Origin of the sequence: Bacillus sp. Root920 (assembly GCF_001429445.1) — a bacterium.
Classification (GTDB): domain Bacteria; phylum Bacillota; class Bacilli; order Bacillales; family Bacillaceae; genus Bacillus; species Bacillus safensis.
Genome location: NZ_LMJV01000001.1, coordinates 2,072,078 through 2,083,433, shown reverse-complemented (window position 1 = coordinate 2,083,433; position 11,356 = coordinate 2,072,078). Strand labels below are relative to the sequence as shown.

Genomic DNA, 11,356 nt, shown 5'->3' with positions numbered 1-11,356 from the left:
GAACATGAGCTTGCAGTTCAGTGTACTAGCGAGCGGAAGTACGGGGAACGCTTTTTATTTAGAAACAGACGAGCATGCCTTTTTGGTGGATGCTGGTTTAAGCGGCAAACAGATGGTCGAGCTGCTTGGTCAAATCGACCGCAAGCCTGAAGACTTGGACGGTATTTTTGTGACACACGAGCACTCCGATCATATTAAAGGGCTTGGTGTCATGGCAAGAAAGTACAAGCTTCCTGTCTATGCAAATGCGAAAACATGGAAGGCAATGGAGTCTCATATCGGAAAGATTGATACAGAGCAGAAATTCCATTTTGATATGGAGACCGTTCAATCCTTTGGCGGTCTTGATGTCGAGTCATTTGGCGTCTCTCATGATGCGGCAGAGCCTATGTTTTACGTGTTCCATTATGGAGGACGCAAACTTGCTCTCATGACAGATACAGGCTATGTGAGTGACCGTATGAAAGGCATTATTAAGTCAGCCAATACGTTTGTGTTTGAGAGCAATCATGATGTCGGGATGCTGCAAATGGGCCGATACCCATGGAGCATTAAGCGCAGAATTCTAAGTGATGTCGGACATGTATCAAATGAAGATGCTGCTCTTGCGATGACAGATGTCATTGGAGATGCCACCTCACGCATTTATTTGGCTCATTTGAGTCAAGACAACAACATGAAGGATTTAGCCCGTATGGCGGTCCAGCAGACGCTTGAAATGAAGGGCTTTGTTGTAGGGGACGGATTTGATTTATTTGATACAGACCCGAAAAAAGCAACCCCGCTTTGCGCCGTATGATTTTTACAATCGTATGATTAAGATAAGAGCTTCTTACCAACACTATATACATCATCTATTCACTGAAAGGAAGGAAACATAGTGGATTATCGCGATGTAGAGTGGAAGCCGAGACGAAGCAGAAAAGGATATTTTCTTTCTGGTTTGATCGGTGTATTGGTAGGAGCTTTTTTAATGGGATTCTTTTTCCCCTATGTATCTGGACAGAGCGGCAGTCCCTTTGGATGGCAGCAGAACGGTGATGGACAAACATCTCAGGGTCCTTTAAAGACTGTGAATGTAAACGTCAATGATGCTGTCACGAAAGTGGTGTCTAATATGTCAGATACGGTGGTCGGCGTCATTAATATCCAAAAGTCGAGCTTTTGGGAGGAAGGCGGAGAAGCAGGCAGCGGGTCAGGTGTGATTTATAAAAAAAAGGGTGACACGTTTTATATTGTCACAAACCATCATGTCATCAAAGGCGCCAACCAGCTTGAAGTGAGCCTCCATGATGGGACAAGAATTGGTGCCAATCTTGTCGGCAGCGATCAGCTTATGGATTTAGCTGTTCTCACTGTCAAAAGTGATAAAATCAAGAAAACCGCAGCCTTCGGTAACTCAGATCATGTGAAGCCGGGTGAGCCAGTCATCGCCATTGGAAATCCATTAGGGCTTGAATTCGCAGGTTCTGTCACACAAGGGGTCATTTCAGGCACAGAGCGAGCGATCCCTGTTGACTCAAATGGAGACGGACAGACGGATTGGAATGCAGAAGTACTGCAAACAGACGCCGCCATCAATCCTGGAAACAGCGGTGGTGCCTTGATCAATATGGACGGAAAGGTGATCGGCATCAACTCAATGAAGATTGCTGAATCAGAGGTAGAAGGAATCGGGCTGTCTATTCCAGCGAATCTGGTCATCCCTGTCATAGAGGATTTAGAGCGTTACGGAGAGGTAAAGCGTCCGTATCTTGGCGTCGGCATGAAATCATTAGCGGATATTGCGAGCTACCACTGGCAGGAAACGTTGAAACTGCCATCCAAGGTTACATCTGGGGTCGTTGTCATGAGTGTTGAGCCGTTATCTCCAGCAGGAAAAGCAGGACTAAAAGAGCTGGATGTCGTGACCTCCTTTGATGGCAAGAGTGTACAGAATATCGTGGATCTTCGTAAGTACTTATATCAAAGGAAGGTCGGCGACAAGGTAAAAGTGCAATTTTACCGAAGCGGGAAGAAAAAATCAGCAGAGATCAAACTTTCTCAAACCGACCGATATGGCGGCTAACCAGTTCCAGTAAGGGACTGGTTTTTTTGGCATGACTGACATATGATGAAGGAAAGGGGGTTGTAAGATTGGTTACACTACAACGGATGTCACAAACCGATTACGATGTATTGATAGAGAAGGCCATTCAGCGGTACGCGGAAGAAAAGGTACTCGCAGGAACATGGAAGAAGGAAGAATCACTTGCGAACGCAGAAGAACAATTTGACAGGCTTCTTCCAGAAGGACTTCAGACAGAGCATCATGAGCTGTGGAATTTCTTAAACGGAGATGAAGCGATTGGCTGGGTTTGGCTTTGTTATGACCCGAATCACCCGCAGCACGAAGGATTTATTTATAACTTTATTTTGTTTGAAGCTTATCGGGGAAAAGGCTTTGCAAAGCAGGCCATTGCTGCATTAGAAGAGCAGGCAAAGTCATTAGGTGTGCAAAAACTCTCGCTCCATGTCTTTGCTCACAATCAAATCGCCCGTTCGCTGTACGAGAAAACGGGATTTGCAGAAACTGGTATTTATATGAGTAAACCTTTATAAAAAAGAAGAAGTACCGTGCAGAAAGCGTACGGTACTTTTTTATGAGGACATCATGGCATCCTGAGCCGTGACTCTGTATAAATCGACTTTACACTTCACGAAAGCGCGAATGATCGCTGGAACTTGAGCTTCTGAACGAATTAACAATGAGGTCTCGTCATCACTGATCACAAGATCTGTTCCGACAGTTTGTAGGTACTGCGTGAGAACAGGTTTCACCTCATCATCAATCCATGCATGCTTGAAGGTTGCACGTATGTTTGAGGATGTGATGGTTTTCTCTTGAGGATGAGTATGTGGGGACACTAATTTTCCTTCAGAAATGAACGCCGTTTTGGTACAAATACTATTGGTGAACCTTGGGCGGTCAGCTGTTAAAAAGACGGTTTTCCCTTCATCCTTTAATGTTTCAATGACCCGCTGAATGTGCAAGATCGAATCTGCATCAATATCGGCAAAAGGTTCGTCAAGTAAAATAAATTCCGGCTGATGGGCGATGGCCTGCGCCATTCCAAGCCGTTTCTTCATACCAGGTGTGAAGGCACCGACCTTCTCCTGATGATCATGATGTAAACCGACAAATTCGAGCAGTTCTTCATAATCACTCGTTCTCTGGCGTGTTCCAGTGATTTTTGATAAATAGGCAATATGCTCAAGAGCCGTAAGACCTTCATATAAATCCGTATATTCTGGCAGAACACCGATATGCTGTCTCACTTTTTTTAGCGAAGGCATATTCATCACTGTAAACGTACCAGAGGTAGGGCGGGAGATCCCGGTAATGATATTGAAAAACGTCGTCTTACCAGATCCCTTTGGTCCAATGAGGCCGAAGATATCGCCCTGATTGACATCAAGATTAATATGATCTATTGCGACTTTTGTACGATATTTTTTTGTGAGCCCTTTTGTATGAAGCATCTACACATCCCTCCTTTGAAACAGCAGTGCAGTTCCAATGAGTAAGATAACGGTCAATGCCGTGTTCATTAGGACGTAGGTCAGCGGTTCACTCCAGCGCGCATAATAATAAGGCGTCATATATTGGAACCAATGAATCATTCGTTCTGAAGAAAGAACAGAAATCATACTGACGATTGGGAAAAGAAAGGAAAATAACATACCGACAAACATTGATTTCTGCGGTGTTGGAAAGAGCATGGACAAAAATAAAGCACATGAGATACCGACACTGATAAAGGTTAAGATTTTTAAGGCATCTGAGAACAGAAAACGGTGTGAAATCACCATATTCAGCACATATGTCGTCATAATACAGCTAAGCCAAAACAGCATCAGTCCAAGATATTTCCCGATGATAATGTTCAAACGGGTTGTTTTACTGACGAGAAAACGAATGGTTTTCAAATGAATTTCGCGGCTTAAAATATCATGAGACAACAAAAAAATAAGGAAGAAACCAAATAAAGACATCACCAGTTCATTCCCAATAGAATAAGGATCCTTTGCCAGTTCCCATTTTTCCTGATGAGCAGCGATAAACGGAAGACTTGAAACAAAAGTAGATAAAATGAAAATAATAACAATTGTTAAAATAGATTTTGTGCTTTTGAAGAGCTGCTTAAACTCATTCATACAAATGGTCCACACATGCTGTACCTCCCTTCACCTTTATTATACCCCTAGAAAAGAAAGAGACCATATCTTGCTCTTTAACATTTGTTTAAATTTCATAAAAAGAAGACTCTTCCAGCACCAGTTGACTCATTTTTAAAAATGTTCAGAAAAATATCTTGATTTATCAAAAAACATCATGTATGATAGCTTTAATTCAAGATAGTTATACAGGCAATGACGAGAGAAAGTACAATCATCAATTTTTCCACAGAGAGCTTCGGCAGCTGAAAAGAAGCAAAAATAATGATTCGAAAAATGGTCTCTGAGCCTCGTGCTGAACATATCTATGATATTAGTAGGTGACGACGAGAGTTGGTACTCGTTATCAAAACCACAGTATATGAGCCAGATTGGAGCTTTGTACTTGTAGAGGCTGTTTAGCGCGAGCAAACAGTAAATAAAGGTGGTACCACGAGACAAATACCTCGTCCTTATGATTCAAAGATAAGGATGGGGTATTTTTTATTGTCCACTTTTTTCATACAATTGTTCAAATGTTCCACGTGAAACACCACATCCATTTTTTCAAATGAAAGGGAGATTGACATGAGTGAACATGCATTGGTTTTACAATCAGATTTCGGCATTGATGATGGAGCTGTCAGTGCAATGTACGGAGTGGCAAATACGGTCAGCAGCAGCATCCGCATTTTTGATTTAACACACAATATTCCGCAGTATGACATTTGGGAGGCTTCTTATCGCTTGCTTCAAACCGTCACATACTGGCCGGAAGAGACGGTATTTGTTTCCGTCGTTGACCCGGGCGTTGGATCAGAGAGAAAAAGTCTTGTCGTCAAAACGACAAGCTCACACTATATCATTACTCCAGATAACGGGACACTCACGCACGTTGCCCAGGATATTGGCATTGTGGAAGCCCGTTATTTAGATGAAACCATTAACCGGCTGCCAAAGTCGGGAAAATCACATACATTCCATGGGAGAGATATTTACGCTTATACAGGGGCGAGAATTGCATCAGGTGTGATTTCTTTTGAAGAGGTTGGGCCAAAGGCGAATATTGATGATATTATCCATCTTCCAGTCGTACAGGCTTATGCGGAAGAAGATGTGATCACAGGGACGATTGATATTTTAGATGTGAGATTCGGAAACCTATGGACAAACATTCATCACACGCTATTTGAACAGCTTTCAATTAATTATGGGGATGCAATAGAAGTTACCATTGCCAACGGGCCGAAAAATGTGTATAAAAATATCATGACCTATGGACGATCTTTTGCCGACTTAAAGGTAGGCGAACCACTCGTATATGTCAATTCACTCGACCATTTAGGCGTGGCGATCAATCAAGGGTCATTTGCAAAGGCTTATAACATCGGTACAGGCACAGGCTGGCGCCTTTCGATTCGCAAAGCTCCGCGCATTATATACGAATAAGAGGAGGATACATCATGGCAGGAAAACAACTTTCAACGAAAACTGTCGTTGCCATTGGAATTGGCGCAGCCGTCTTTGTGATTCTAGGACGATTCGTCTCCATTCCAACTGGTATTCCGAATACACAAATTGAAACCTCATACGCATTCCTAGCATTAATGGCCGTGCTATTTGGTCCTGTTGCAGGCGCACTGATTGGTTTTATTGGCCATCTCATTAAAGATGCGACCACATTTGGCCCTTGGTGGAGCTGGATTATTGTATCGGGTGTCGTTGGTTTATTGATCGGCTTTATTTCTAACCGTTTAAAAGTAGAAGAGGGCGACTTCGGCTGGAAGAAAATCACGCTCTTTAATGCCGTACAAGCAGGCGCACAAGCATTAGGCTGGTTTATCATTGCTCCTGTACTTGACATTGTGATCTATGCAGAACCTGCGAACAAAGTGTTTGTTCAAGGCATCGTGGCAGGGATTTCAAACATCATCACAGTTGGTGTACTAGGAACCATTATCATTGCAGCTTATGCGAAAACGAGAAGCAAAAGCGGCAGCCTATCGAAAGAAACATCATGAAGCAAGGTGGAACACATAAATGAAGAAACCGATGATTCAATTCGAACATTTCGGATTCAAGTATCGCAGTCAGGCAGAACCAACATTAAAGGATATCAACCTGACCATCTATGAAGGAGAAAAAGTTCTCATCGCAGGCCCGTCTGGATCGGGAAAAAGCACACTAGCCCATTGTATCAATGGGCTAGTTCCTGCGTCTTATAAAGGTTCTATGGAAGGAAGTCTTCACATCGGCGGGAAAAATGCAGAGAAAGAGAACATTTTCTCCCTCTCACAGCTTGTCGGAACGGTGCTTCAGGACCCTGATGGACAATTCATCGGGCTGACCGTTGGAGAAGACATCGCGTTCACGCTTGAAAATGATCAAGTCACACGCGAAGAAATGAACACACGTGTGAAGGAAGCTGCCAGATTAACAGAGGTAGACGGCAAGCTGGCATCGTCCGTGCATGAGCTGTCAGGCGGGCAAAAACAACGTGTCGCCATCGCAGGCGTACTTGTCAACGATGTCGACATTTTGCTGTTTGATGAACCACTTGCAAGCCTTGACCCCGCAACAGGCAAAGAAGTCATCGACCTTATTGACCGGCTGCAAAAACAAACGAAAAAAACCATCGTGATGGTTGAGCACCGATTAGAAGACGTCCTCTTCCGTCATGTGGACCGTATTATCGTTGTCAATGAAGGAAAGATTGTAGCGGATATGACACCAGATGAATTGCTCGCCTCAAACGTATTAGAAGCGGCGTATTTACGTGAACCTTTATATGTAAAGGCGATGAAATATGCAGGCATTCCGGTTGCACCAGGAGATCAAATCGCTGATTTACAGCGTCTCACCTTAGACGACGAGGCAAAAGAGAAAATCGAACAGTGGATGGAAGCGCCTGAGCCATCAGTAGAACAGATTGCAGCACAGGATTTACTAGAAGTGCGCGAGCTGTGCTTTGACTATCCAACAAGACCAAACACGCTGAGCAACATCTCTTTTACCGTCAAAAAAGGAGAAATGATCAGCATCGCAGGAGCCAATGGAGCAGGCAAGACAACATTGTCTAAGGTGCTTTGTGCATTTGAAAAGCCAACGAAAGGGTCAATTCTTTTAAATGGTGATGACATCACAGGAGATACGATCAAACAGCGCTCCGAACGAATCGGTGTTGTTATGCAAAACCCCAATCAAATGATTTCAAAACAAATGATTTTTGATGAGGTGGCACTCGGGCTCGTTTTAAGAGGCGTAAAGGAAGACGAGATCAAGGAGCGTGTGGAGCGGGTTCTGAAAGTGTGTGGACTGTATCCATTTCGGAACTGGCCAGTCTCAGCCCTCAGCTTTGGACAGAAAAAACGCGTTACCATCGCGTCAATTCTTGTATTAGAACCAGAAATCCTCATCTTAGATGAACCAACCGCAGGACAGGACTTTAAACATTACACAGAGATGATGACGTTTTTAGAGCAATTAAACCAGCAGGGTGTCACGATTTTCATGATCACCCATGATATGCACTTGATGCTTGAATACACAACAAGAACCATTGTCATTTCAGATGGAGAAAAAATCGCAGATGATACACCAGCCAAAGTGCTGACAGATCAGCTGCTTGTTCAAAAGGCGAGTTTAAAGGAAACGTCGCTGTATGAACTGGCGCTGAAAGCAGACTGGCCAAATCCAAATGAACTCGTGGATCGCTTCATTGAGGTTGACAGAAAGGAACGAATGACATGGCTGTAGACATGCTGTCTTATATCGATCGCCCGTCACCGATTCACCGGCTGACAGGTGCAACCAAACTCATTTGCTTTATCCTCTGGTCATCCGCAGCGATGCTCACGTATGATACAGGCGTTTTAGTGTTTATGCTAGTTGCTAGTATCGTGTTCTTTCAGCTATCGAACGTACGATTTCGTGATATTTCCTTCGTGGTGATTGTCCTGGCGATTTTCCTAGTGATCAATAACATCGCCATTTACATCTTTGCGCCCCAGCAAGGTGTCGCCATCTACGGAGCAAAGCACGAGCTTTTTCATATCGCAGGCTGGTACAATGTCACGCTTGAACAGCTTTTCTATCAGTTGAACATTACGCTGAAATATGTGACCGTGATGCCAGCAGCGCTTTTATTTATTGTGACAACAAATCCAAGTGAATTCGCCTCATCTCTCAGCCGAATCGGTGTCAGCTACCGGATTTCGTATGCTGTAGCGATTGCTCTGCGCTATATTCCGGACATTCAGCGGGATTTTCGAACGATCGCGATTTCTCAGCAAGCAAGAGGGATTGATTTATCGAAGAATGAAAAATTGGGGAAAAGAATCAAAAATGCGCTGTCGATTGTCATGCCGCTGATATTTTCTAGCCTAGAGCGGATTGAAACGATCAGCAATGCGATGGAGCTGCGCGGATTTGGAAAGCATAAAAAGCGAACATGGTTTACGGCGAAAGACTTTCAAAAAGCAGATTATGCTGCGTTATTGTTTGTTGGTGTTGTGCTGATCGTGTCGCTAGTGATTACATTTGTTAGAGGAACGAGATTTTATAATCCGTTTTGATAGAAGGAAGCCTTCACAGGAGTGGGGGCTTTTTTTGGTTTGTGGATAAAAGGTGGAGGAAATGGTAAAAGACTATTAACATGTGAATAAATCGGTTATATTGGACAATGAGCGAAACACTTGTGAATAACTAGAGAACATATTGGAGGAATCAGAAACTTATGAACAAAACATTTTATGCGTGTGCAGAACACATAGAAACCGTATTAGACATGTACATAGATAATCACGAAACGCCGCCGGAATTCAGAAAAATCGAACATACACACAGTTTATCCACAACCTGTGAATTGTGCGATGAACCTGCAATATATATAGTGGGGAACGAATGATCGGACACAAAATACACAAATTTTATCCACAATTGTTGATAACTTATATGAATAACTTGTTCTTAAGGTGGGGATGACCTGTGAATATATCAATTATCACAGTAGGAAAATTAAAAGAGAAATATTTAAAGCAAGGCATAGCCGAATACACAAAACGATTACAAGCCTATGCGAAAATCGAGATCATTGAACTCGCGGACGAAAAAGCACCCGAGAATCTCAGCGATCAAGACATGAAAATCATCAAAGACAAAGAAGGCGAACGCATCCTAAGCAAAATCAACCCAGACGCCCACGTCATCGCCCTCGCCATCGAAGGAAAAATGAAAACTTCCGAAGAATTAGCCGATACAATAGATAAGCTGGCAACATACGGAAAAAGCAAAGTATGTTTCGTCATAGGTGGATCCCTTGGCCTAAGCGATGCCGTCATGCAGCGTGCGAATGAGAAACTGTCGTTTTCGAGGATGACGTTTCCGCATCAGTTGATGAGATTGGTGTTGGTGGAGCAGGTTTATCGGGCGTTTCGGATTGTTCGGGGGGAGCCTTATCATAAGTAGATGAGGTTTTTGACGAAATATATATAATCTGATGTAATAGAGTTCTCATTATAAGGGGGGATGAATATGGAACATGATATTCGTTTAAAAATTATAGATTTGAATTTGGGTTTTAAAATACTAAAGAAATTTGAAGATAATTGGATTTATATAAAGATGGTATCTCATACTTCTAAAAACTCGAGTAATTGTGCCTATTTTAAATTTAAGCTGAAGGATTTTATGCTCTTAGATGATGATATATTTTTTTATGGGAATGAGGATGAGGATAGGCTGTATTTAAACAAAAGCGGAATTGTTCAAACTGAATGTTCCCCTGAAGAAGATGAAATTCTTTTTAAAATAGCCTCCTCCGATGGAGTTATAGAGGTGTTTATAAAAAAATATCTTCCTATCTTAAACGTTAGGTTAGATGAATTAACTAATCCGAATAAAAATATTATTATTACAGAAGGACAAACAGACTGGAAACATTTAAGATATGCTTTAAAAAAGTTAAATGAAAATGGAATGTTTGAAAGCTTAGATATTGAATTTTTTGAACCTGATAAATGTAAAATATTTATTTTTGATAGAGATGCTGATGATATTAATAGTGAATTTGGAGATGCTGAAGTATTATATCATGGGAACAACGTGTATTCTATGTTGTTACCAGTACCAGAGCATCGTAAAGACACACCAAATATTAGTATCGAACATTATTATTTCGATAAGGATTTATTTAGAGAAGATAGTAATGGAAGAAGACTATATATGGTAAAAGAATTTGATAAAATTACAAAAAAACATCTACTGATTCCTAATTTATATGCACTTAAGATAAATAAAGAGTCAAACGATATAGGTATTTTAGATTATAAAATTATGAAGTATGAAGAACAAGAAGTGGATTTATCCAAAGTAGCTAAAGATGGACAAAATATTGCATTAAGTAAAAGCAATTTTATTAAACATATTGAAAATGGAGAATTTAAGGGAGTTAATGTAGGGGCATTTTCATCAGTCTTCACAATGATTGAAGATATATTAAAAGATTATTTACAAAATAAAGCTGGAGAAATAGAGATAAGTAAGGGTGCGTATCTAAAAAAGTATCCTACAGGATTAAGTACATTATCTTTATTTGCAGAGGCTCCAAAAGAATTATTAACTCTTTATAAAGGTACAAATCTAGTAAGCGTTGGACCTGTATTACTAGAAAATCATAATAAATTGATACTCGAAATTGAAGCATTGATTAATGAAGAATGGCATCAAATTATACAATTTCCTTTAGATATTACTCCCTACTTAGTGGATTTTATAATGAAGAAAAATAAGAATAGATTTAATCGTATAGAGTTTCATTTGTTTAGCCCCGATAGAGAAATAAGGTCTTCAAGAGAAATCTTAAAAGATGAGATCTCTGGAACTATTCTATTAAGAGCGCTAAATTTGTAAAAAAATTCGTTAAATAGATCATGAACGTTTTAAAATGTCAGATCGACTCGATAGTTTTAATGTGAAGGATAAAGATATATTAGATACTCTGTACACAGATTATTCGAAATTAATTCATCATATTACTAGTACTCAAAGTGATTTGCTAAACTTTACACAACTAGCTAAACTAGATGCAAATTTAATTGAAAATATAATTGAAATTGTAGAACTTTTAAATTCTATATATACAAAAATGTACTTACATTTA

The 11,356-nt window shown here is 41.0% G+C and carries 12 protein-coding genes and 1 other annotated feature; of the genes, 10 read left to right on the top strand and 2 right to left on the bottom strand.

The genetic code is table 11. From position 1 onward, the window contains the following. Positions 1–4 precede the first annotated feature (4 nt). The 3 genes from ASE42_RS10230 (at position 5) to ASE42_RS10220 (ending at position 2,601) form a co-directional block, all read left to right on the top strand. Positions 5–799, top strand: coding sequence for an MBL fold metallo-hydrolase (locus ASE42_RS10230; protein WP_024424026.1), 795 nt, complete (start codon positions 5–7; stop codon positions 797–799). Between the two features lie 78 nt (positions 800–877). Next, entirely contained in the window at positions 878–2,068 is a 1,191-nt protein-coding gene (locus tag ASE42_RS10225) for a S1C family serine protease (protein WP_394817475.1), read from the top strand. A gap of 68 nt (positions 2,069–2,136) precedes the next feature. Next, entirely contained in the window at positions 2,137–2,601 is a 465-nt protein-coding gene (locus tag ASE42_RS10220) for a GNAT family N-acetyltransferase (RefSeq protein WP_041106743.1), read from the top strand. Between the two features lie 39 nt (positions 2,602–2,640). On the opposite strand, the gene ASE42_RS10215 is transcribed toward ASE42_RS10220, so the two are convergent. Both ASE42_RS10215 and ASE42_RS10210 read right to left on the bottom strand, forming a co-directional pair. Then, the gene (locus tag ASE42_RS10215) at positions 2,641–3,522 is read right to left on the bottom strand and encodes an ABC transporter ATP-binding protein (RefSeq protein WP_024427618.1); all 882 of its coding nucleotides are present in this window, start codon (positions 3,520–3,522) and stop codon (positions 2,641–2,643) included. After that, complete coding sequence (locus ASE42_RS10210) at positions 3,523–4,212, bottom strand: ABC transporter permease subunit (protein ID WP_025093692.1); 690 nt, start codon at positions 4,210–4,212, stop codon at positions 3,523–3,525. A 192-nt stretch (positions 4,213–4,404) separates the two neighbouring features. After that, positions 4,405–4,675 (top strand) — a binding site (T-box leader). A 110-nt stretch (positions 4,676–4,785) separates the two neighbouring features. Here ASE42_RS10210 and ASE42_RS10205 point away from each other — a divergent pair. The 7 genes from ASE42_RS10205 (at position 4,786) to ASE42_RS10180 (ending at position 11,106) form a co-directional block, all read left to right on the top strand. Further along, complete coding sequence (locus ASE42_RS10205; protein WP_024427616.1) at positions 4,786–5,646, top strand: S-adenosyl-l-methionine hydroxide adenosyltransferase family protein; 861 nt, start codon at positions 4,786–4,788, stop codon at positions 5,644–5,646. A gap of 14 nt (positions 5,647–5,660) precedes the next feature. Further along, positions 5,661–6,218: an ECF-type riboflavin transporter substrate-binding protein gene (locus tag ASE42_RS10200; RefSeq protein WP_024424020.1), complete on the top strand. Its 558-nt coding sequence runs from the start codon at positions 5,661–5,663 to the stop codon at positions 6,216–6,218. Between the two features lie 19 nt (positions 6,219–6,237). Further along, positions 6,238–7,953 carry an ABC transporter ATP-binding protein gene (locus ASE42_RS10195; protein ID WP_056766719.1) on the top strand — a complete coding sequence of 572 codons (1,716 nt, stop codon included), beginning with the start codon at positions 6,238–6,240 and terminating at the stop codon, positions 7,951–7,953. Further along, positions 7,944–8,771, top strand: coding sequence for an energy-coupling factor transporter transmembrane component T family protein (locus ASE42_RS10190; RefSeq protein WP_007497370.1), 828 nt, complete (start codon positions 7,944–7,946; stop codon positions 8,769–8,771). The genes ASE42_RS10195 and ASE42_RS10190 overlap by 10 nt, the downstream gene beginning before the upstream one ends. Before the next feature lie 161 nt (positions 8,772–8,932). Further along, positions 8,933–9,103, top strand: a complete 171-nt coding sequence (locus ASE42_RS18620; RefSeq protein ID WP_082580702.1) for a CxxH/CxxC protein — start codon at positions 8,933–8,935, stop codon at positions 9,101–9,103. Positions 9,104–9,183: 80 nt separating this feature from the next. Then, the gene (rlmH, locus tag ASE42_RS10185) at positions 9,184–9,663 is read left to right on the top strand and encodes a 23S rRNA (pseudouridine(1915)-N(3))-methyltransferase RlmH (RefSeq protein WP_056766716.1); all 480 of its coding nucleotides are present in this window, start codon (positions 9,184–9,186) and stop codon (positions 9,661–9,663) included. Positions 9,664–9,729: 66 nt separating this feature from the next. Continuing rightward, positions 9,730–11,106 (top strand): hypothetical protein, encoded by a 1,377-nt coding sequence (locus ASE42_RS10180; RefSeq protein ID WP_056766714.1) that lies wholly within the window; start codon positions 9,730–9,732, stop codon positions 11,104–11,106. The last annotated feature ends 250 nt before the right edge of the window (positions 11,107–11,356 follow it).